This window comes from Shewanella oncorhynchi (assembly GCF_030848765.1).
In the GTDB taxonomy this organism is placed as follows: Bacteria; Pseudomonadota; Gammaproteobacteria; order Enterobacterales; family Shewanellaceae; genus Shewanella; species Shewanella oncorhynchi.
Genome location: NZ_CP132914.1, coordinates 1,066,822 through 1,088,390 on the forward strand (window position 1 = coordinate 1,066,822; position 21,569 = coordinate 1,088,390).

The following is a 21,569-nucleotide window of genomic DNA, read 5'->3' on the forward strand; positions in this document are numbered from 1 at the left end:
TATTTCGCCAAGCTCTATTGGCGAGTGAACGCTCGCTATTTTCATATTGAGTTTAAATAAATCAAGGTGTTGGATTTAATTTCTGACATTGGGTCAAGAGGCGGCCAAGAAGGCGTTCGTCCTATTCTCCTTAATAAAATGATCGTAATAGGTCATTTTGTATATCTATTAAGCAAACTGTCAGGTTTTTACTGTTACCTTACGCCCCCGATGTATTGGCTAATCCCATTGCTACCGTTTTACCTCAGTTAAAGAGATACCATGTTTATAAAGTTTAAGCTTCCCGTTGCTATGCTCGCACTCATTGCTTTGTCTGTTTTATGCTCTTCGGTGTATGTGCAAGAAACGCTAGCGACTAAGCTGATTTCGAATAGGCTGCCAGTTGATACTCTTGGTTTTCAGTCACAGACGGCTTCCAATCCTTTAGTTGCCAGTCAGAGTGCTCAGCATCATATGCAGAGTTTGCCAAAACTGATGACGACTTCCCTGGTGCAAGCGAATCAAGGTGCTGTTGCCAATCCAACGGTTGCTGAACATTTCTCATCCCCCAAAATACTTGAGCAGTCATCCTTCGACAATCCAGAGTCTAAACAACTGAGCCTGAATATCAGTTCTCTCGATGAACTCATGGGCTTGTTTGACTCGCTTGATTACACGCCAGAAAGTTTTCGTGATGGTAATAAATCGGTCCCTAGATTGACCTTTGATGCCGTGGGAGAGGGCTGGAGTTCAGTGTCAAGCCAACTCCCGGTGAAGCAAAAGAAAATGGTGTTTCTTAGGATGATTGCCCCTTTAGTCTTATTGGCGAATGAGAAAATTTTACAAGAAAGACAGGTCATTATGTCTGCCTCCCTCGATGATATTGCGTTATTAGCCTTAGGGGTAAAGTACAAAGTAATAAGCAGTGAAGATAAACCGCTGTTAGAAGCCCAAAGACAAATGCTACTTGAAAGGGTGGATATCCTGCCACCATCGTTAGTGTTAGCTCAAGCGGCAAAAGAAAGCGGTTGGGGCACATCGCGATTTGCCCGTGAAGGTAATGCATTATTTGGGCAGTGGGATTTCAAGGGTAATGGTATGGAACCTAGGCAGAAGCGCCAAGGTTTAGGCAATTATGGTTTAGCACGATTCGATACACCATTTGCTTCGGTGGAAGGGTATTTGTTGAATTTGAATACCCATAATGCTTATCAGAAGATGCGAGATTTTCGTGCCCAATCAAGACAAGCTAATCAAGCTGTGACAGGCTCTGCACTCGCAGGGACGTTAGACCGATATTCGGAGCGTGGTCACGCCTATGTTGAGGCGATTCGTCAGATGATCCGTACTAATAAGCTATATCTGGTGGATGATATTTATTTAAGTGATGACGCGCCATTACATCTATTAACAAGAACAAACTAAGTGATTGGTAAAATAACCATTTTTACTTAGCCTGAATAAAGCGCACTTTAATTAGGCTCATATAGGTCAATTTAATCAAGGGCATCTGCATTACCCTATATCCCAACTTTAAACTTTGCCTTTTTGATGGTAATTGTCTTCAAGGTCTTGAGTTAACCATTAGGATAAAAGGATAAGCAGTGCCTGATGTTCGATATTAATGTTTACCTTTCTGTAATCGCATAACTGCCATCTGTGTTATAGCGGATGGTAAACCCCTTTTTCTCACCATCGTGGTAATACTTCAGGGACAGTAAACGATCCTTATTATCGATTTCATATGTCCAGCCACGTTGCTCATTGTCGCTGTAATTGGACAGTGAATAACCGCCATCCTTCTTGTAGCGGATGCTGATTTGACTGTCTTGCCCCTGTTCATTATTTTGCAGCTTTTGGACATGCCCCTCTTCATCGAATTCATATTCTTTGATGAGGTTGCCATGATGGTAGTCAGAAAATTTGTATAATTTTCCTTTACTATCATAATAATATTGTTGCCCATGCTTAATTGACTGTGTATTTCTAAAGGGGGGATTCAGTATGTCCTTACAGTCATTGCTATAGGGATTTTCTCGCATTATGCACTCGTCCTGAGAGGGCTTGAATGGCAGGGTTTCGTCATATTCATAATGACTTAACTCCATAAGCCGGTGATTATGGTTAGGATCAAATATCGCCTGCATTCCATGGTATTCACCTTTGCGATAGTGCCTAATGCCGTTGGCAACATCCTGTGCTGAGTACCAAATACTCTGACCATCGAGCAGGCCCTGCTTATAATGCTTATTGGCAAAGAGCACATTTTCATCGCTGATTAGTTTTTCTTCACCTTCGCGTAATCCATTGAGATAAGTCACTTCGAACCGTGATTTCTTGTCAGTTTTAAATACCCAAGGGCCAGTGCGCTTGCCATCAAGGTAAGCCCCATTACCTACATAGTTGCGGTATTCGCCAAGCGAGACTTTATCTACCCAAGGGCCTTGTTTAATGCCGTTTTGATAGTGGCCTTTATTGCCATTGCTCTCAAGCCATTCACCGTCTTTGACGCCGTTGTGATAAATGCCTTTTTCAGACAATCGCTTATCACCTGTGTCTCCGCCATATTCGGGCTCATAGATTTCATAGGGGCCATCGAGCACTCCTTGATTGTAATGGGCAAAACCGTAGTTATCTGCCTCATCGAACATGGACTGTGCAATCCATTTACCTTGCTTTTTACCGTCAAGATACTCACCTTCCCAATAGCTTGCTTGGCCGTCAGCCTCCATCCATTTACCGACTTTTTTGCCTTGTTTGTACTGACCATTCAACATGATATTGGCATTACGGTTATCGTAGGCGATATAGGGGCCATCGAGCACACCTTGGGCATAATGACTTTCAAGCGCAAGTCCAGCCCAAGAACCACCGAGATTCATATAATCATAAGCTGGGCCCGTTTTTGGGATCTCACCCTCACCGCTGTTTAGCCAGTCCACATCATCGGCTTCAAAGACAACGCTCACCAACACAAAACTGCCCTGTTGTTCGCGATAATCATTGCGATAAAAGTGGGTCACTAAACTGTATTGATGCTCGCGGCCTTGGGCATCTTTATCTTTGCGGGTGAGGGGGTAACGTAATTTATATTCGTCCGCGGTTTTCACATCGGCGGGTAAACCTTTAGCATTGCGATAGTCGATTAAGGTTGGTTTGAGTTTGCTTGATCCATCGATAATCGATTTAATGGCAGGATCTTCAATCGCCTCAACATCATAGGTCATGCGATATTGCTGCGGCGGAATTTGGTTTAACACTTTGCGGGTGTCGCTGACGGTAAATGATGATAACGTCGGGGCGACTTCATCCAGCACAACTTGAAGGCGTGGTAGCTTAGTGAGCTTTGAATCCTCAAAACCATAACCCCGTAAATGCTGACCATCAGCATCTTTAAGCATGACCACGACTTCTTTGTCGCCACCCTTATCAAAGTCATAGTAAAAAACGGCCACAATTTCAGCCGCACCATAATCATCAAGATGTACGCCGGGCGCATCGCCGTCGGACATTTCGCTCCACACTTGATTGTCTTTTTGGTGAAAATTAAGCCATTGGCCATTCGGTAAATCGACAGTGGGATGGACTGTTTTGACCGCAGCGCTTGCCGCAGGAATAACCATTAAAGAGGATAACAACACCATGCCCGCTGCAGTGAATAAACTGCGAATCGAAAGTTCCATTTAACTACACCTTTAACACCGATAACTTGCGCCTCATGCGCACCAGTAAACGGGCCGAATTTTATGCGAAGACAAGCACTTCAGGAAGTGGCTGATACAAAAAAGGCCGCAATAGCGGCCTGTTAAGCTCCAACATTTAACAATAAGCGATGCGATATAGCATTTATTTCGCGGGTGTCTTTTAGGGTAATCATTTAGATTTCTTTGAAAACGGGTTTTAAAAGAAAATGAGCTAAAAATATTACAATAACAGCTGCTTAAATTTAATGGAGCACTGAAGCAGTACTTCAATTTTGCTTTGTTTCGCTTGTTCTGAATCTACATTCCCAGTGGTGTAAAACGTTATTTCTGGATCGAGTATCGGGCTACACGTTTGGTGCTCGATTTTTAACAATGAGTGCGTTCGATTAGCAATGGCTAATCCAGAATCAATGACGGTAACGTGGTGGGGAAGGGCATTTTTGATTTCTGCATGGATAAGTGGAAAGTGAGTACAAGCTAGCACTAATACATCGGTATCAAACGCATCGTGTTTATTAAAAATACGCTGAATTTCCTGGGTTACAATGTCGGGATCAAACCCATTGCCGAGAAGTTTTTGCTCTGAGGCGAGAACCAGCACTTCAGAGTCTTCTACTAAAACCTTACATTCTATGGCGAAATTCGTGATCAGCATCTTAACATAAGCTGAGTTTACCGTGGTGTGAGTGCCAAGTACCATCACTACCTTTGATTTTGATAACGAAGCGGCAGGTTTTATCGCAGGGACAACGCCGACAATAGGTATATTGAGTTCAGCACGAAGTAAGTCTAGCGCAATGGTACTCGCTGTATTGCAGGCGATAACGATGATATCGGGTTGAGTCAGTGAGCTTGCTTTGGATATAACGTCTAAAATTCGCTTTTTAAGTATATCGTGTGGTTTTTTTCCGTACGGGAAAAAGCCAGCGTCAGAGACGTAACTCAGCCGTATGTTGGGGATTCTCTTTTTTATTTCGGCCGCGACAGTCAGTCCACCTGAACCTGAATCAAAAACTAATATTGAGCTATCCATTGCGCCTACCTTTACATAATCAACACATTTAATTTTGCCATAGACACAGGAGCGTTAGTCGAATTGGCATACGGCTTCAAGAGGCGCATTTTGCTCTTTCAGCCTATTTTGATCAATGAGATATGTTTGGTTAAGACTTTTTCGTAAACAAAAAATCTTTTGGTGAGTTAATGCAATTTACCGCAGGGTGAGATCATGAATACTCAGTTTTGTCAGCAGTTTAGTTGGGATGCCAACTTAATCCTTCGTGTGTTTGTAAATATTGCTGGAGCTTTAATTCCGCATATCCATTAAGCACTATCATTCCAGTGACACGCAGCAAGTCCGTCCCTTGATGCTCGAGCATGGAATCTGCTGTATTAGGACATAATAATGTCGCGATCACATGGATGTGAATAAGCGCCCATGCCACGGATGGTCACTTCCATGATGGTGCTTAATTTGGGTTAATCCCTGTGTATGTCAGATGGTTGATTCTTAAAAAATTCATGGCTGTCCGCTTTTTTTTACTGCCATGCGTGGTAATACGTAGTTCAAGGCCGATCTGAGTTGGGCAATAGAATTTATTACCCGCAGCAAGCAGTCAAAAACAAAGCACGACAATAGCTTAGAGGTGATATGGGCACATTTAGATGCTTAAGGTACAGGCTATGAACAATGGATGTCTTGATAATATTGATAATAAAGCAGAAAAAGAGTTATGGGAGTCCTGACTTTCGCTTATATGCTCAATGCCTAGCCGAGCAAGTCGAGTCTAGTGACCAAAAGAAATCGAGCTTGGATGAAAACCGCATTTCTTGAAAAGATATTAATGGCTGGGCTTGCCAAGGCGGACAAAATATGAACATTCACGTGATTACCCTGGGAACCAGACGAGATAAGTCTGGTTCAGTGAATTGCAGATTTAAATTTTATTTATTTTTTACCATGATTAATTGACCATCTTTATAAATCTCTTCAGATGCTAATTGCCCATCGTCACAATAGCTTTTAAGGACTCCTTCTAATAAGTCATTTTTATAAGTCCCTTCCTCCATCAATTGACCACTTTCATAATATCTATTATAAGGACCATCTTCTAATCCATTATTATAATTCCCTACAAGCCTTACAGCGCCATTTTTATAAAATATCTTGTAAGGGCCTTCTTCTAATCCATTTCTATAACTTCCTTCCTTCTCCACTCCGCCATTTTCATAATATTTTTTGTAAGGGCCTTTTTCCAACCCATTTTTATAAGATCCTTCGAACAATAGCAAACCATCTTCATCATATGTTTTAAAAGGACCGTCTTCTAGACCATTTCTATAAGTTATTTCCCTATATCCGTCACAATCATCACTTTCATAATACCTTTTACTTTTCCCAGTAAAAGGTATTTGTGTATCTATTTCATAATAGATCCCATTTATATTTTGCAATTGATTAAAATCTATTTCCTTCATCGATAACTCCTTTTTTATCTATAATTCTCAATGCTCTCACACCTACCATCGGTGTTTTTCAAGGTAGTAGGCACTCCTTGCTCAAATATTATGCTTCAAGCTGAGCTTGCACTAAGGCCTCGGGTGTCGCTATTTTTGCGGTTAAATTGCTCAAAGATGATTCCTTACTGAAATGAATTAGCTCGAAATGGATTGCTGTGTAGGGAGGGAAAGAGCGCTTGTCGTCGCGCTACTCTCATCGCGCTCATTATCATCGCCATGACTGCTTTCTTTCCCTCTAATATTTTCTCAGTTAAGTACACTATTCCAATAGCTTAAGCTGTGTCTGTCCCCATTGCGTGGCATAGGGCATGGCTTCTTGCGGGCTGAGGATAAACTCATTTTCACAGCCATCGCCGCGGGGCGTTTCCCAGAATTTGATCCCCTTTGGCTCAAGGGTGAGCTGGTAATATCCCGAGCCGTCTGATGTGGGGCATTCTGCGTCCGGTGCTTTGCCAGTAAACAATTTGTCTCTTAATGCTGGGGGTAAAGGATGACTCATACCCACGAGCATACTTTGTGGTTGCGTATCGGCGAGAAACCACTGCCACGGGTGGAAAGGTTTGCCGTCGGTAAGGGAGAAACTCACAAATTCTTGGCTGATACCATTGGCGCCATAACCTGCCGCCCAGCGGTATAGGCGCACACTGAGCCAATGTTGATTAATAAAAATCGGTTCGGCAAAGGTTTCGTCAGTTACAAAACTGCCCATTTGTGCCAGCATTCTGCGGCGAGTGTCAAAGGTTTGTGCTAGTTGGGCTTCATCGGTGAGCTTATGTTCAAGCCATTGATTAATTACCAAGATACCCGTTTGTGGGCCTTTAAATTCGATACCTACATCTGTGCCAAACGTCAGCGGGCGATACTCAATATTTTCGTAGCTTTGCCATTTACCTCGGCTGAGTTTTGGCGTGGTTTCTAGCGGTAGATTGTAAGCATCGGCACCGCAATCCTCGACCTTATCTGGGCTGATTTCTCGCTCAAGTTGCACTGGTAATGATTTACTCGCGGTATCTTTAAACCAATGGCCGCTCAGTTTTTGTGGCGTGACACTATCAAACTGCCAATTTCCGGTATTGCCTTCTTCTTTCCACAGTTCATCTTGCTGCTCGAGTCTTATCGGCGTTAAGTAGCGTTGATAGTAATAACTGCCTGTTCCATATTGATTAAAACAAATTCTGACCTTGCTTTTACCTAACTGTCCCTGCCAGATCCCTGTGAGTTCATTGGCCGCAAAGGTCGGCAAAGAGATCGCGGCGGTCAGCAACAGGCTTGAAGATAAAACGGAGAATAACATCCTTGTGGGCATACTGATTTTCTCTTAAAAGGTGATAAGTAAGGGCCGTATTCTAAGCGCAGGATACTGACCGATTGTGGATTAAAAATCAAAATCTGATAAAAAAGTCGCCCGTAGGCGACTTGATGTTAAAGACTTAAGGCTTATTTAACTTGCCAATCAATGGCTTCTCCAGCACGGATTGGCACTACGTTAGTATCGCCAAGCGGATAAGTGGCAGGGACATCCCATGACTTTTTGACCAGCGTAATGGTATCGGTATTATGTGGCAGATGGTAAAAGTCTGGGCCGTTAAAGCTTGCGAACGCTTCGAGTTTATCCAGCGCATTGACCGACTCGAAGGCTTCGGCATACAGCTCTATGGCAGCATGAGCCGTGTAGGAGCCCGCGCAGCCACAGGCCGCTTCTTTCTTATCCTTGGCGTGTGGCGCCGAATCTGTACCGAGGAAAAACTTCTTGCTGCCGCTTGCCGCGGCACCTAACAACGCCTGTTGGTGGGTATTGCGTTTTAAAATCGGCAGGCAGTAAAAATGCGGACGAATACCGCCTGCCAGCATGTGGTTGCGGTTATACAGTAAATGGTGGGCTGTGATAGTCGCGGCTACATTGTCTGAGGCTTGAGTGACAAAATCGACTGCATCTTTGGTGGTGATATGCTCAAGCACGATTTTAAGCGCAGGGAAATCGGCGACAATTTTACTAAGGATATTTTCAATAAAGACACGCTCGCGGTCGAAAATATCAATAGCTGAATCTGTGACTTCACCGTGGACTAAAAACAGCATACCGACTTCTTGCATGGCTTGGAGTACGGGATAGATGTTTTTAACATCGGTCACGCCGGAATCAGAGTTAGTCGTCGCACCCGCTGGGTAGAGTTTAGCGGCCACAATTTTACCAGAGGCTTTGGCCTTGCGGATTTCATCTGGGCTGGTTTTGTCGGTTAAATACAACACCATCAAAGGTTCGAATTGTGAGCCCGCGGGCACCTGCGCTTTAATGCGATCGTAATAGGCCAGTGCGGTTTCAGTATCGATAGCGGGGGGCACTAAGTTTGGCATGACTATGGCGCGGCCCATATAGCGGCTGATATCGCGCACTGTATCTTTAAGCTGGGCGCCGTCTCTTAAATGAATATGCCAGTCGTCTGGGCGAGTGATTGTTATTGTAGTCATAGGGTTTGGTCTTTTGATCGTTTTTGCTGCGAGGGTGGCGGGATCTTATGTGGCAAGGATTTTACTGTAAAGGGAAACTCGGCTGTTTTGGTTAATAAATCTTGATTCTAGACCCTAGAATCTAGGAACTGCTTTTTTTCAATCGGACACTTTTCATTTCACTGCTGCGGACACTTTTAAATAAAAGCCCCAGTGTCCGCGGACACTTTTATCTGCGATTTTTTATTAAAGTTATGAAAGTAAATGATTTTACTTGTTTGGCATAGGCTTTGCTAACTCTAGGGTAGAGATTTCCAATAGTGTCCGTTGATGCGTTCCGGCACTGATGATTACAACAGGGAAGCGAGTAAAGCCATGATTAAAGATACTAGCGGCCAAGATACAGTACTTGTGCCATCGACCTCTAAACGTCTTAAGTTACCGCTGATCATTGGCGGTTGCGCCTTATTAGTCAGCGCCTTAGTTTGGGCGAGCTTGGGCACTGATAGCGTGAGCAAATCCCTTAGCCGCAGCGACATCACTACCGCAAAACTCTTTGTTGGAACGTTAACCCGCGATGTGGCGACCACAGGTAAAATCGTGGCGGCCAATGCGCCTATTTTGTATAGCACTGAGGAAGGTACAGTCACTCTGCTGAGTAATCCTGGCGATACTGTTAATAAGGGCGATGTGGTCGCCAAACTCGATAGTCCAAGACTCACTAATCAGCTAGCGCAAGCCAAGTCCGTATTAGCGGGCATGGAGAGTGCATTAGAGCGCGCTAAGTTGGATGCAAGACGCGATCAATTACAAGCTTATCAAACCTTAGATATTGCAACGGTCGATCTTGAAGCGGCGGATAGGGAAAGCCGACGCGGAGAGGAGCTGATTCAAAGTCAGCTTATTGGCCAGATTGATTATGAAAAGGGCAAAGATGATTTACACAAAGCCAAGCTGAAGTTTAAGCATGCAGAGCAAGAAGTGGCGTTAACGAAAGATACGTTAACCTTTGAAATTAAAAACAAAGCCCTAGAAGTTGAGCGTCAAACTCTCGCGGTGCGTGAATTAGAACGCCAAGTCGATGCCTTGAATATTATTGCACCTGTTAACGGCATTATCGGTAACTGGATTACCGAGCAGAAAACCCGTCTTAGCGCTAACCAACCGATTTTAACTGTTGTGGATTTAAGCGCCTATGAGGCTGAGTTAGCCGTGCCTGAATCCTATGCGGACGATCTGGGTTTAGGCATGGAAGTCGAGTTGAGTTTTGGCAGTATTAAGTTAATGGGCAAGTTATCGTCGATTTCCCCTGAAGTGCGTAACCGTGAAGTGACCGCTAGGGTGCAATTTGACCAAAGCGACAGCCTAACACTGCGCCAGAATCAACGCATCTCGGCCCGAGTGTTATTAGAGCACAGACCCAATGTTCTTATGGTAAAACGCGGCGCCTTTATGACCAGCGGTGGGGGTAATGTGGCTTATCAAATCGAGGGCGATTTAGCCAGTCGTCGTGAGGTTAAGCTCGGCAGTACTAGCCTGAGCCAAGTCGAAGTGCTTGATGGTGGCAAAGCCGGAGATGAGTGGGTTATTTCAAGTGTCGATCCCTTTAATCACGCCGAACAGGTCAGAATTCATTGATGACCGATATTCGTAAATTATTAAACAACCAATCTGATGAATTTAACAGCGCAGTAATCAAGGTGAATGACGAAACCTGCTGCGACATGGATGAGAATAGGAGCCGGATATGCGTGATAAACAATTTGATATCAGCGTGTTGATGTCATCCAAAATGTTTGGAGTACTAGCCTTATTATTACTGGTGGTTGCGGTGGAACTAAGTATCGGTGAGGCCAATAGCTGGTTTTTCCTCGGACTCAATTTGTTGGAATGGAGCAATCCTTTGGATGAGTTTCGCCAAGTGGGTGAGGTTTCAACCGAAACTGCCAACCTTATGCTGGGCGCTTTTATGTGGTTTTTAGAGTGTGTCGTTGAGCCATTCTTTGGCTGATAAAGGTGTGCTGATTACGGTCGTACATGAGTCGATGCCTAAGGTGTTGACGCAGAGTCTAGGCGCAAAAATAGATTTGATTTTTTAAAGGAAATTAACATGTTATCAATGAAGAATGTGAGCAAGGTTTTTAAAACGGATTTAGTAGAAACCCACGCCCTGCGCGATTTTAACCTCGAAGTGAATGAAGGCGAGTTTGTCGCTGTCACAGGTCCTTCTGGCTCAGGTAAAACGACTTTTTTAAATATCGCGGGTTTGCTCGAAGGTTTTACCCACGGTGACTATTTTCTCGATGGGATTAACGTGTCTAACTTGAGCGATAACAAGAGCGCCACTATCCGGAATGAAAAAATTGGCTTTATTTTCCAAGGTTTTAACTTAATTCCCGATCTTAACTTAGCTGAGAATATTGAAGTGCCGCTGCGCTATCGTGGTTTTAATGCCAAGGAGCGTCAACGTCGTGTACAAGAGGCATTAGAGCAAGTGGGCTTAGCTTCACGACTTAAACATTTACCTACTCAGTTGTCGGGTGGACAACAACAAAGGGTGGCGATTGCTCGTGCTTTAGCGGGTGAGCCACGTTTCCTACTCGCCGACGAACCTACGGGAAACCTCGACAGCCTAATGGCACGTCAAGTGATGGAATTACTCGAAAATATCAATCAAGCGGGCACGACCATTATCATGGTGACGCACGATCCTGAACTCGCTCGCCGCGCCCAACGCAACATTCAAATTGTCGATGGTCAAGTGTGTGACTTTACTATGTATCATCAAGGTCATCGCCATGTCAGTGATATCACTGCTGCGACTGATATCGACAAACTTGTCGCCAACGCCGACCGTTAAGGATATGCATTATGTTCTTTTATTATGTTGATTTAGCTTGGCGTAGCATTAAGAAAACCCCAGTGCTGTCGCTGTTGATGGTGTTGGCGATTTCGATTGGCATTGGTATCACGATTACTACGTTAAACGTGTACAAGATGATGTCATTTAATCCTGCGGGTGAACGCTCTGATGAGTTAAATGCGGTACAGCTTTGGAGCCAAGGTCCTGATTCTTGGGATGAGTTAAACTCGTTAGTGACTTACCAAGACGCGATGAATCTGCGCAACAATACCTTACCTAAACGCCAAGCTGCGATGTTTCGCACTGGGATGGCAGTGCAAACGGAGGATGCCAATTTTGCGCCTATTTTAGAAAGCATTCGAGTGACGGACAGTGACTTTTTTAAGCTGTTTGACGTGCCATTTTTGTACGGTAATGCGTGGGATAAATCCGTCGACACTGAACCTGCTTATCAAGTGGTGATTAACGATAAACTCAATCAAAAGTTGTTTGCGGGTCAAAACAGTGTTGGCAAAGTTATCTATCTTAATCGTAAACCTTATCAAGTGGTTGGGGTGATTGATGCTTGGGATCCTAAGCCTAAATATTATGATCCCACTAACGGTGCCTTTAACGACACGGAACAAATTTTTGTACCGTTTTCGCTGACACCTATCGAAGAGTTTGATGTATGGGGTAACACGTCGGGTTGGAAGTTTGAGACGATGAATAGTTACAGTGATCGCCTTAACTCTGAAAAAGTGTGGCTGCTGTATTGGGTTGAGTTACCAAATAAAGACGCAGTCGCCAGTTACCGTTCTTGGCTCAGCAATTATGTGGCGGAGCAAAAAGCTCTAGGCCGTTTTACGGATAATAAATCTGCCGCTGACTCAGTCAAAGTATCCGATGTGGTAACTTGGCTTGAATACAATCATGTGGTGCCCGAAGACAATAAAATCTTGGTTGGCTTGAGTGCGCTGTTTTTAAGTGTTTGTTTAGTCAATATATTAGGTTTAATGCTGACAAAGTTCCTCAAGCGAGCTCCCGAGGTGGGAGTGCGCCGCGCTATTGGTGCTAGCCGTGGTCAAATCTTCGCTCAATACATGGTGGAAGTGGGCATGATTGGCTTATTCGGTGGTTTGCTGGGACTCGCTTGGGCCTACGTTTCGCTTTATGGGTTATCGGCCCAGTTTGAGGTCGCGAAGGGTTTAACCCATTTATCGGCGAGTATGTGGATTATCACCCCAAGTATTGCTGTAGGCACAGCCTTGTTGGCTGGCTTGTATCCCGCATGGGTGGTGTGTCGCACTAAACCTAGTGTTTATCTGAAAAGCCAGTAAGGGACTCATTATGTTGCATATTAAACCTATTCTCAGCAGTTTATTGCGCAGTAAAAGCGGTCCAGTCTTACTGCTTATTCAGATTATCTTGTCTGTGGCGATTGTGGCGAATGCGAGCTTTATTATTCAAGAGCGTTTAGCCCTGATGCAGCGTGATTCGGGGATTAAAGAGTCAGAAGTCTTGACCTTTAGCTTGTTCAACTTTGATCCATTGATTGATAAAACCGCGCAAAACAAAATTGATCAGCAAATTTTGCGGGGGCTACCCAATGTGATTGATGCGACCTCAACCAATATGTTGCCGTTAAGCGGTGGCGGCTGGTCGAGCACGTTAAATCTGGGCCCCGACCCAGATAGCGCTAAATCGACACCGCAATTTGCCATGTATTTAGGGACAGATCACACCATTGAGACCTTAGGCCTTAAGCTGATTGAGGGACGTAACTTTTACCCCCATGAACTTAAGGATAACCTCGATAGCCCTAGCCGATTAGCGATCATCTCCAGTGTGTTAGCCAAAGCCATTTGGCCTGATGAATCCGCACTTGGTAAAGTGTTGTACGAGGGCAAGGATGCACAGATCACTGTGATTGGCGTAGTCGAAAAACTGCAAGGCGCGTGGATTGACAGTTCTAGCCTTGAAAATAGCGTGATTCAAAATGTGGATTATGGCAGCAGTTCTTACATGGTACGGGCCAAACCTGAGTTTCACGCCGAGCTTAAAGACGCGATAAAAAAAGCGCTGCTGGCAGAGAATCCAAACCGAGTACTCGATGGATTTAAGTCAATCGAGGCCTTAAAAGATAGCTCATACCGAGATCATAAATTGATGATTACTGTGTTAACTATGATGGTGGTGTTGTTATTGCTTATCACCTCGCTCGGTTTAACGGGCATGGTGATGTTTAATATCCAGCGCCGCACTAAGCAGATAGGTACCCGCCGTGCATTGGGGGCTAAAAAACGCGATATTATCAGTTACTTCCTGGTGGAAAACTATTTGATTTGCTTAGCGGGAGGCGTGTTGGGCGGCTTGTTAGCGATACAGTTAGGCCAACAGTTAATGAAAATCTATAGCTTGCCTATGTTGGACTTAAGCTACCCACTAATTACTGTGGCAGGTTTATTTATTGTCACCACGTTAGCGGTTTACTTACCGGCGCGTAAGGCGGCAAATATTTCGCCAGCAACCGCAACTCGCAGCGTATAGCGGAATATTTGATGTTACTCAAGGTACGATAAAAGCTCGACAAAAGTGCGATAACAATAGGATGTTATTGCACTTTTTGTTACTTTACGGTTAACAGTTTTACTTAGGACAACACTCACACTTATGGATACTATCCTTATCGTCGATGACAATCATGCCATCTGCCAAGCCCTAGGTTTGATGCTAGAACTCAATGATTATCGGGTGCTGATTTGCCATAGCCCAGAGGACGCCCTTGGGTTATTGACGACGCAAGATGTGGATTTAGTGATCCAAGATATGAACTTTACCCGAGATACCACCTCGGGTGAGGAAGGTCGGCAGCTGTTTTACGCCCTGCGCGAACGCCAAGGGGATTTGCCGATTATTTTGATGACGGCGTGGACGCAACTCGAAACGGCAGTTGAATTAGTCAAAGCGGGCGCTGCCGATTATATGGGCAAACCTTGGGATGACGCTAAGCTACTCAATAGCATCACTAATCTGATTGCGCTTTATAAACTCTCCCGTGCTAACCACCGCTTGGAGCGAGTGAATCATCAACGCCAAGTGGCGATCGCCGATGCGGATCTCTGCGGTATTGTCTTTGGCAGCGGTGCTATGCAGCGTTGCATTGATTTAGCCTTGCAACTGGCGCGCTCCGATGTGTCGGTCTTGATCACTGGCCCCAATGGCGCGGGTAAAGACAAGCTTGCCGATATTCTCCACGCCAATTCACCCTTAAAAATCAAACCTTTTATTAAGGTCAATGTCGGCGCCTTGCCGATGGACTTATTAGAGGCCGAGCTGTTTGGTGCCGAGGCGGGCGCTTTTACGGGCGCAACTAAAGCACGTATTGGCCGTTTTGAAGCGGCCGACGGCGGCACGCTGTTTTTAGATGAAATTGGCAATTTACCTTTGTCTGGTCAAGTGAAATTATTGCGGGTGCTACAAACCGGCGAATTTGAACGCTTAGGAAGCCATAAAACCCAGAAAGTAAAAGTGCGGGTGATCAGTGCGACCAATGCGGATCTGGCCCAAGATATCGCTGAAGGGCGATTCCGTGAGGATTTGTTTTACCGCTTAAACGTGATTGAACTGGCATTGCCACCGCTGAATCAACGCATCGATGATATTTTACCTTTAGTGCAGCATTTTATCGGCAGCGATTTTAGCTTGAGTAAACCTGCGTTGCAGGCGTTATTACAGCACCGCTGGCCAGGAAATGTGCGCGAGCTTGAAAACGCCTGTAAGCGGGCCGTATTGTTGGCGCAAAGCCATGTGTTGACTGAAGCTGACTTTGGTTTGGCACCTGTTGCGAGTGTTATAAAATCTGCTTCCAGTGTTTCGGCTGTATCTGAGCTGCGGCTATCTGGCTTGAGACAGTCTGATCCTCTGCCTGTTTATTCGCCCGCTTCCATCCCCGTAAATACCGCGTTTTATCATGAGTCTGTTCGTGCCCAAGTGTCGGATGCCAATGAGGCGATAGACGTGAGTCGAGAAGATATCGAAGCGGCGTTAAAACAGTATCATGGCGTAATTGCTCGGGTAGCAAAAGCGCTTGGACTCAGTCGCCAAGCGCTGTATCGGCGGATGGACAAGTTTGGTTTAGATAAGTCATAGGCTAAGTGCAGATGCTAGGGTAAAGGCTATCGATTAAGGAATCTGAGTGTTAATTCGAACTAAACTTATCATTTTTTCAATGGCTTGCTGCGCCTTTGGCGTCTTGCTGAGTTTTGCCTTGGTGAAGTATATCTCACCCTATGCTTCGTCTGTTGCCACGTCTAACACGATTGAAATCCCTGATGTGAATGTGCAACTCGATTTTGCGGAGCTTGAGAAAACGGTCGCCTCCATCGAACTCGCCCTTAACAATAGTGAGCAATTGCAGGAGGCTGCGGCGATGCAAGCGCACCAGAGGGCCGAGCAGATTAAGGCTGAGCTGCAAAAGCTTGAACAACTTAAACAAGAGCAGTTACAAATAAAACTCTTCAAGTTAGAACAACTTAAAGAAGGGCTGTTTAATTCTATTCCTCATGTGGTTGAGCCTTTACGTGTAGAACCGCTATCCATTTTACCGCCCAAAGCACCTGTATCTCCTGCGATATCCGCTGAGATAGCTAAGGGAGAGCGTGTCTCGAGTTTGACCTTAGGTGAAGGTTTGATCGTGTTGCTTCTCGCTTGTGCTGTCTGTGGTTTAGGTATTGCTTGGTTGACTCGACATCTCGGCCGCAGTTTAGATTCCCTTGAAGTCGGCTTGCTAAATTTTAGTGATAATGACTTTAGTGTGAGTATTCCTGAACATGGCGAAGGTCAGCTCAAAACCTTAGCGCAGTTATTTAACCATAGCGCTGCTAAATTACGCCAAGAAAGGCAGTACATTTACCAGCGGGAGTTATTACTGGATAAGGTTATTCAAAGTTCTCCCAATGTGATGTTGTTACTGGACGATCATCAGCGGCTCATTTACGCCAATGATGCGGCGCGTCACCTATTCCATAAAAAGGGCAGAATGGAAGGCTTGAGCTTAGATGAATTGCTGGTGGATTTGCCCGAAGTATTGGCCTTAGCGCTTAAACATGAAAAGAACGGACTCTTCGCCATGGGTGAAGATGATGTGGAAACTTGGTATTTAAGTCGTGGTCATTTTTTATTGAATAACCAACAGCATAACTTGATTTTGCTCAAGCAGATGACCCGCGAGCTCAATCGTCAAGAGGTGGCAGTGTGGAAGAAAGTGATCCGCATTATTAGCCATGAACTCAATAACTCAGTGGCGCCCATCGCCTCTATGGTGAACTCGGGGCGGTTACTGACTAAAGATCTGGATAATCCAAAACTTAAGCTGATTTTCGATACTATCGAGAATCGCACCAGTCATCTAAGCCAGTTTATCTTTAACTATGCCCGTTTTGCTAAGTTGCCGCTCCCGCAACGGCGTCAGGTGAATTGGACGCAATTTACTGCCCAGTTAACTCAGCATTATCCCTTTAAACTCACTCATGAGTTACCTGAGGTTGATGGTTTTTTCGATCAAGGACAGATGGAGCAAGTGCTCCTTAATTTACTTAAAAACGCCCATGAATCTGGCTCAAACCCCGAGGAGGTCACCCTGTCGATTCGGTATCAAACCTTAGTGGATGGTGCAGGTTTTAGTATTGTGATTGAGGATCGCGGCGCAGGTATGTCTGGTGAAGTATTAGAGCAGGCGCTACTGCCGTTTTACTCAACAAAACAATCGGGTACAGGCTTAGGTTTACCTTTGTGCCGTGAAATTATCGAAGCCCACGATGGCAGTATTAGCATGCATAATCGCAGTGACGGTGGCCTGTTGGTTCGACTATGGTTACCACAATAATGCTCGCGTTTTGAATCAACACCGTAATGCGACTCTTAAGTCGTATTTTTATTGCTTATCTTATCCGCTTGTTTAAAGCATAACTCCTATCCTCAACTGCCTCTTGGCGTATTAGCCAAATGGGCTATTTTTGCATTTTTACCTTAGCTCTTCGGGCTAATTTGCCCCCCAGCGTAATGACGGGAGATCTTTAACCCTGTTAACCTGTTTTATCGAAAATTTGCGTTAAAACTCACCTTGTTCTAACAGAGGTTAGCGCGGTTTTTAAGGTTCGATTAAAAAGGTTAAGGAGGGATAAGTGAAACAGTTAAAACAGCGTCTGCTTACTTACGTTTTATGTCCATTCCTGCTGCTGGCTTCCCCTATTACTCTTGCCGATAACGACATTGAAATTAGTGGCTTAGTAATAGATAGAACCTTGACTCGGTTTGGTAAGGACTTTGGCTTTTACTACTCAAGCTATTGGCGCGAACTGCCCTTTACCCAAGGCTTTAACGTCACTCTATATGAGACAGTGTTTCCACAGGCTGGAACCGTTTTAACCTTAGAGGTAAACGGGACTCGGATTTACACCACCCATTTTGGTCGTCGTGCAAATCCGATTAAAGAGAGCGCAGAGCTGGCGATTTTGCTTACGATTGATTATTTAGCGCAAGTCAGAGCCAATGCAATAACAGGTGATTTTTCAGGAACATCGGACGACTTTTAGGATAATAATAATGACATACAGGACGTTACTTGCTCTTGTCACGCTATGTGTGGCAAGCAGTGGCCAAGCCACTGAATTGATTTATACGCCAGTGAATCCCAGCTTTGGCGGCAATCCACAAAATGGGGCTTTTCTATTAAATAAAGCCCAAGCGCAGAATGACAATAAATCCAACTCGTCCGAGAAGGACTTTATTACTCGCTTTAAAGAATCCCTAGAGCGTAATCTTATCAATTCTATTACCCGAGGGATTGCTGATGGTGAAATCACCGACGGTGACTATAATACTGGCGATTTTCGTATAGAAATTAACTCTATAGGGGATAAAGTTATACTGACTATCACTAATATTGCTACGAATGAAGTGACAATAATTGAAATGTCAGCATTTGGAGGTGGCAACTAATGGCCCGTCTAGTGTTAGTGAGTTTATTACTGTTAAGTGTGTCGGCCTGTAGCCTGATCTCCAAACCCGATTTAAATATCACGGCTGCCGAGGTTAACCCCTTGAGTGAGGTGATGCGTGGGTTGCAAACTCAGCCTGGACCTAAGTTTCCTATCCCAGTGGCCGTGTATTCCTTTCGCGATCAAACTGGCCAATATAAGCCGCAGGCTAACGTGAGTTCGTTTTCGACCGCGGTTACTCAGGGCGCAACATCGATGTTGATGCAGACTTTGCTCGACTCCAAATGGTTTACACCCGTTGAGCGTGAAGGGCTACAAAATTTGCTTACCGAGCGTAAGATCAGCAACAAACAGAGCGGTACTAAGGGCGATGAAGTGCCCGTATTATCCACCGCCAGATTGTTACTCGAAGGTGGAGTGATTAGTTATGAGACCAACACTAGCACAGGCGGTAGCGGGGTCGAATATTATGGTATTGGCGCCTCTGAAATGTACCGTGAAGATCTGGTGACCATTTATCTACGCGCCGTGGATGTACACACAGGTAAAGTCATGATGTCGGTCTCAACCAGCAAACGAGTCTTGTCCCAAGAAATGCGTGCGGGTTTGTTCCGTTACACGAGTTTAAATCGATTAGCCGAGGCTGAAGTCGGTTTTACTACCAATGAGCCAGTGCAATTTTGCGTGTTACAAGCCATTGAATTGGCGGTCGCTGAGCTGATTGATAAGGGTATCAAACAAGGTTACTGGAGCCCAACTCAAGTGGCGCAGCCAGCAGAAAAAGCCCAAGAGTTGAGTCAGGGATAGGTGCTTGAAAGTCGGTATTAGATGCTAGAGCAAAGCAGGCTTCTGCTTGAGCACTTAGTCGCGATAGCGTAAAAGAAAACCGAGCCAGTTAAGCTGACTCGGTTTTTTATTGCAGTTATTGCAGCAGTCAGTTGATATTTGGCTATTTTAGTCCGCTTGCATGGCCTTCCAAAACAGTTCAAAACTGGCATCGCGGTATGTTCTATCTGTCCCCAAGTGCGGGTTATCGATAAAGAAACGCGTCGCTGCTAGATATTGGCCGTGGCAGTTTTCTAGCATCAATTCCACTGGATAATGGGCGATTAGCCCCATCATTTGTCCCTGCTTAATGAGTTCGCTAATAAAGCCTAAGATGCTATTCATCGCTTGATCGCGCACCTTAGCAGCAATCATGGGCGACATTGAATATTGCTGAAAAAACAGTTGTTTGACAGGGTTATCCAGCGACCAATCTATCGCACTTTGCCATAGTTGTAGGGCATTGTGTTTAAGATCGCTGCCCTTATGGGTGTTTAACAGTAAGGCATCGGCAAATTCTTGTTTTATGTTAAGAAACAAAGATTCCATCAAGGCTTCCTTAGAAGGGAAGTGATGGAACAAGGTGCCCGTTGCTACACCTGCTTGTTTCGCAATCGAGGCGGTAGACGTGCCATGAAATCCTTGGCTGACAAAGAGCGCTAAAGCAGTATCGAGAATAGCTTGGCGTTTATCAGTCATGGTTTTAATGGGTTGTGCTGTTGATGGTTTATTCAAGATTTATCCCCCAATGACTAGCGCAAAAATAGCTTCATTAAGATGCGCTGGATAAAAGTGCCGTAGGGCGGGTGAACAAATTTGCCTGTGTTGAATCGGCCACGGCTGAGTACCGTTTTAGCGTGGCTGAAGGTCAAAAAGCCTTCCTTGCCATGGTAATGCCCCATGCCCGACGGGCCTATTCCGCCGAAGGGCGCATCGTCGGCGGCGACATGAAACACGGTTTCATTGATACAAACACCGCCAGAATGGGTCTGCTGGAGGATCTTTTGCTGAGTTGGCTCATCGAAACTCATCACATAAATCGCTAAGGGTCTGGCTCTGTGGTTGATGTACTGAATCGCTTCATCTAAGGAGTCGTAGCCAATGATCGGCAGTAATGGACCAAAGATTTCCTCTTGCATCAATAGCATGTCTTCACTGGTGTGAGTTATCAACTGAGTTGCGAGTTTACGATGTTGGCTATCTATGGCTTCGTCAGTTGCTGAAATAACACGGGCACCTTTTACTTTGGCGTCTTCGAGCACTGTCATCAAGCGGTCAAACTGACGTGTATTAATGATGCTGCCATAGTCCTTATTGTGGTTAATGGTGCCGTACATGGCCTTAAACTTAGCTTGGTAGGCGGCGATAAAGTCATCCACCTTGGCTTTAGGGCAAAGCACATAATCAGGGGCGACGCAGATTTGTCCGGCATTCAAACACTTACCGTAAATCATTCGTTCTACTGCTATCTCAAGCGGCATATCGGGGGCGATAATCACAGGCGATTTCCCGCCTAATTCGAGTGTTACTGGGGTGAGATTATTCGCTGCGGCGCGCATCACATGGCGGCCGACTGTGGTCGAGCCTGTAAAGAGTAAATGATCGAAGGGCAGGGCAGAAAATTGGGCAGCAATATCCGCCTCACCTTCAACAACTGCCACGTGGAATTCATCGAAGACTTGTGCCAATAACTGTTTGATCACTTGGTTGGTCGCTGGGGTAAATTCAGACATTTTGAGCATGGCATGATTACCCGCGGCAATGGCAGTCACTAGCGGGCTAATTGACAGCATGACGGGGAAATTCCACGGCACGATAATGCCGATCACCCCCAAAGGTTGATAATGTACTGTGACTTTGGCGGGGGCGAGTAAGATGCCCGCATGGCGAGCGCTGGGCTTGAGCCATTTTTTGAGGTTTTTCAAGCTGTAATTGATGTTGTTGATGACAGGCATAATGTCTGAGATCAGGCTGTCATCAATCGATCTATGGCCGTAGTCTTGGCTTAGGGCTTCGACTAAGGGTGTTTGAAATTGCAGTATGGCCGCCTTAAGTCGAGTTAATTGCTCCACTCGCGTAGCGTAATTAGGATTCGGCGCCGCTAAATAACTGCTGCGTTGGCGTTGGAGCAACTGAGTCAGTGGCGAAGTATTAAGGTGTTCGGTGGCCATATTCATAGTGGTTGCTCCAAGGGAAATGGTAGGCTGAGTCTTATTCGGTACTTTATTTAAGTAATCGTCTCGATTGAGT

General features: G+C 45.1%; 18 protein-coding genes. 11 read left to right on the plus strand and 7 right to left on the minus strand.

The window, feature by feature from the left end; genetic code table 11:
- The first annotated feature begins 261 nt into the window (after positions 1-261).
- The gene (locus tag RA178_RS04795) at positions 262-1,404 is read left to right on the plus strand and encodes a glucosaminidase domain-containing protein (protein ID WP_306684773.1); all 1,143 of its coding nucleotides are present in this window, start codon (positions 262-264) and stop codon (positions 1,402-1,404) included.
- 203 nt (positions 1,405-1,607) lie between these two features.
- Here RA178_RS04795 and RA178_RS04800 read toward each other — a convergent pair whose 3' ends face one another.
- The 5 genes from RA178_RS04800 to pyrC form a co-directional block, all read right to left on the minus strand.
- Positions 1,608-3,662, minus strand: a complete 2,055-nt coding sequence (locus RA178_RS04800; RefSeq protein WP_306684775.1) for a toxin-antitoxin system YwqK family antitoxin — start codon at positions 3,660-3,662, stop codon at positions 1,608-1,610.
- Positions 3,663-3,903: 241 nt separating this feature from the next.
- Positions 3,904-4,716, minus strand: coding sequence for a glutamate racemase (gene murI, locus RA178_RS04805; RefSeq protein WP_306684776.1), 813 nt, complete (start codon positions 4,714-4,716; stop codon positions 3,904-3,906).
- Between the two features lie 911 nt (positions 4,717-5,627).
- A complete protein-coding gene (locus RA178_RS04810) occupies positions 5,628-6,161 on the minus strand; it encodes a toxin-antitoxin system YwqK family antitoxin (RefSeq protein ID WP_306684778.1) in 534 nt (177 codons plus the stop codon).
- A 301-nt stretch (positions 6,162-6,462) separates the two neighbouring features.
- On the minus strand, positions 6,463-7,509 hold the full coding sequence (locus tag RA178_RS04815) for a hypothetical protein (protein ID WP_306684779.1): 1,047 nt from the start codon (positions 7,507-7,509) through the stop codon (positions 6,463-6,465).
- 131 nt (positions 7,510-7,640) lie between these two features.
- Entirely contained in the window at positions 7,641-8,672 is a 1,032-nt protein-coding gene (pyrC, locus tag RA178_RS04820; protein ID WP_306684780.1) for a dihydroorotase, read from the minus strand.
- 354 nt (positions 8,673-9,026) lie between these two features.
- Here pyrC and RA178_RS04825 point away from each other — a divergent pair, with 354 nt between their 5' ends.
- From RA178_RS04825 to RA178_RS04870, 10 genes are all read left to right on the plus strand, one after another.
- Positions 9,027-10,289 carry an efflux RND transporter periplasmic adaptor subunit gene (locus RA178_RS04825; protein WP_263191158.1) on the plus strand — a complete coding sequence of 421 codons (1,263 nt, stop codon included), beginning with the start codon at positions 9,027-9,029 and terminating at the stop codon, positions 10,287-10,289.
- Positions 10,290-10,398: 109 nt separating this feature from the next.
- Positions 10,399-10,662 (plus strand): hypothetical protein, encoded by a 264-nt coding sequence (locus RA178_RS04830; RefSeq protein WP_028761690.1) that lies wholly within the window; start codon positions 10,399-10,401, stop codon positions 10,660-10,662.
- A 99-nt stretch (positions 10,663-10,761) separates the two neighbouring features.
- Positions 10,762-11,511, plus strand: coding sequence for an ABC transporter ATP-binding protein (locus RA178_RS04835; protein ID WP_028761691.1), 750 nt, complete (start codon positions 10,762-10,764; stop codon positions 11,509-11,511).
- A gap of 11 nt (positions 11,512-11,522) precedes the next feature.
- On the plus strand, positions 11,523-12,833 hold the full coding sequence (locus RA178_RS04840) for an ABC transporter permease (RefSeq protein WP_306684782.1): 1,311 nt from the start codon (positions 11,523-11,525) through the stop codon (positions 12,831-12,833).
- Between the two features lie 10 nt (positions 12,834-12,843).
- The gene (locus RA178_RS04845; protein WP_306684783.1) at positions 12,844-14,043 is read left to right on the plus strand and encodes an FtsX-like permease family protein; all 1,200 of its coding nucleotides are present in this window, start codon (positions 12,844-12,846) and stop codon (positions 14,041-14,043) included.
- Positions 14,044-14,166: 123 nt separating this feature from the next.
- Positions 14,167-15,645, plus strand: a complete 1,479-nt coding sequence (locus RA178_RS04850) for a sigma-54-dependent transcriptional regulator (RefSeq protein ID WP_306684785.1) — start codon at positions 14,167-14,169, stop codon at positions 15,643-15,645.
- Positions 15,646-15,691: 46 nt separating this feature from the next.
- Complete coding sequence (locus RA178_RS04855) at positions 15,692-17,380, plus strand: sensor histidine kinase (protein WP_306684786.1); 1,689 nt, start codon at positions 15,692-15,694, stop codon at positions 17,378-17,380.
- 298 nt (positions 17,381-17,678) lie between these two features.
- Complete coding sequence (locus tag RA178_RS04860; RefSeq protein WP_306684787.1) at positions 17,679-18,089, plus strand: curli production assembly/transport protein CsgE; 411 nt, start codon at positions 17,679-17,681, stop codon at positions 18,087-18,089.
- 10 nt (positions 18,090-18,099) lie between these two features.
- A complete protein-coding gene (locus RA178_RS04865; protein ID WP_105251643.1) occupies positions 18,100-18,495 on the plus strand; it encodes a curli assembly protein CsgF in 396 nt (131 codons plus the stop codon).
- Positions 18,495-19,301: a CsgG/HfaB family protein gene (locus RA178_RS04870; RefSeq protein WP_105251644.1), complete on the plus strand. Its 807-nt coding sequence runs from the start codon at positions 18,495-18,497 to the stop codon at positions 19,299-19,301. Before RA178_RS04865 ends, RA178_RS04870 begins: the two co-directional genes overlap by 1 nt.
- 147 nt (positions 19,302-19,448) lie before the next feature.
- Here RA178_RS04870 and RA178_RS04875 read toward each other — a convergent pair whose 3' ends face one another.
- Together RA178_RS04875 and RA178_RS04880 are read right to left on the minus strand one after the other, a co-directional pair.
- Entirely contained in the window at positions 19,449-20,054 is a 606-nt protein-coding gene (locus RA178_RS04875; protein ID WP_168822708.1) for a TetR/AcrR family transcriptional regulator, read from the minus strand.
- 17 nt (positions 20,055-20,071) lie between these two features.
- The gene (locus tag RA178_RS04880; protein WP_306684790.1) at positions 20,072-21,496 is read right to left on the minus strand and encodes a coniferyl aldehyde dehydrogenase; all 1,425 of its coding nucleotides are present in this window, start codon (positions 21,494-21,496) and stop codon (positions 20,072-20,074) included.
- Positions 21,497-21,569: the final 73 nt, after the last annotated feature.

What these genes read in the sequence shown, in the direction of transcription:
- RA178_RS04835 (WP_028761691.1), top strand. Translation starts at nt 10,762, where the DNA reads ATGTTATCAATGAAGAATGTGAGCAAGGTTTTTAAAACGGATTTAGTA.
- RA178_RS04825 (WP_263191158.1), top strand. Translation starts at nt 9,027, where the DNA reads ATGATTAAAGATACTAGCGGCCAAGATACAGTACTTGTGCCATCGACC.
- RA178_RS04810 (WP_306684778.1), bottom strand. Translation starts at nt 6,161, where the DNA reads ATGAAGGAAATAGATTTTAATCAATTGCAAAATATAAATGGGATCTAT.
- RA178_RS04845 (WP_306684783.1), top strand. Translation starts at nt 12,844, where the DNA reads ATGTTGCATATTAAACCTATTCTCAGCAGTTTATTGCGCAGTAAAAGC.
- RA178_RS04850 (WP_306684785.1), top strand. Translation starts at nt 14,167, where the DNA reads ATGGATACTATCCTTATCGTCGATGACAATCATGCCATCTGCCAAGCC.
- RA178_RS04815 (WP_306684779.1), bottom strand. Translation starts at nt 7,509, where the DNA reads ATGCCCACAAGGATGTTATTCTCCGTTTTATCTTCAAGCCTGTTGCTG.
- RA178_RS04880 (WP_306684790.1), bottom strand. Translation starts at nt 21,496, where the DNA reads ATGAATATGGCCACCGAACACCTTAATACTTCGCCACTGACTCAGTTG.
- pyrC (WP_306684780.1), bottom strand. Translation starts at nt 8,672, where the DNA reads ATGACTACAATAACAATCACTCGCCCAGACGACTGGCATATTCATTTA.
- RA178_RS04800 (WP_306684775.1), bottom strand. Translation starts at nt 3,662, where the DNA reads ATGGAACTTTCGATTCGCAGTTTATTCACTGCAGCGGGCATGGTGTTG.
- murI (WP_306684776.1), bottom strand. Translation starts at nt 4,716, where the DNA reads ATGGATAGCTCAATATTAGTTTTTGATTCAGGTTCAGGTGGACTGACT.
- RA178_RS04795 (WP_306684773.1), top strand. Translation starts at nt 262, where the DNA reads ATGTTTATAAAGTTTAAGCTTCCCGTTGCTATGCTCGCACTCATTGCT.
- RA178_RS04865 (WP_105251643.1), top strand. Translation starts at nt 18,100, where the DNA reads ATGACATACAGGACGTTACTTGCTCTTGTCACGCTATGTGTGGCAAGC.
- RA178_RS04830 (WP_028761690.1), top strand. Translation starts at nt 10,399, where the DNA reads ATGCGTGATAAACAATTTGATATCAGCGTGTTGATGTCATCCAAAATG.
- RA178_RS04870 (WP_105251644.1), top strand. Translation starts at nt 18,495, where the DNA reads ATGGCCCGTCTAGTGTTAGTGAGTTTATTACTGTTAAGTGTGTCGGCC.
- RA178_RS04840 (WP_306684782.1), top strand. Translation starts at nt 11,523, where the DNA reads ATGTTCTTTTATTATGTTGATTTAGCTTGGCGTAGCATTAAGAAAACC.